At 74.4% G+C, this 313-nt stretch carries 1 pseudogene; it reads right to left on the bottom strand.

Annotation, left to right across the window (positions count from 1 at the left end):
- A pseudogene (locus tag DXC67_RS10525) lies at positions 1–313 on the bottom strand (helix-turn-helix domain-containing protein); the annotation flags it as partial.

A 313-nucleotide genomic window follows, 5' to 3' on the forward strand; every position in this document is an offset into this window, starting at 1 on the left:
GACGGTGTCCATCTCCCAGGCCGCGGCGCACGCGTCCTCCCCGAGGGCGAGGAACGCGGCATGTGACCTGCGGGCGGAGTGGCGGGTCGCCGCCCGGCGCGCGGCGCGCTTCCTCGGCCTGTAGCCGACCTTGCGCCTGAGCTCCATGTTGGTCATGCCGTCGTAGCCCGCCGAGACCCAGCGGTAGATGGTCGACGGCGACAGGTCCACCGGGCCGCCGTTGCGCGCCGCCATCTGCTCGGGCGACAGCCCCCGGCGCAGGCAGTCCCTTATCGCCTCCAGCCTGGCTGCCGCGGCGGGCTCGTCGGCGTCT

It is taken from the genome of Collinsella sp. TF07-1 (assembly GCF_003437235.1).
In the GTDB taxonomy this organism is placed as follows: domain Bacteria; phylum Actinomycetota; class Coriobacteriia; order Coriobacteriales; family Coriobacteriaceae; genus Collinsella.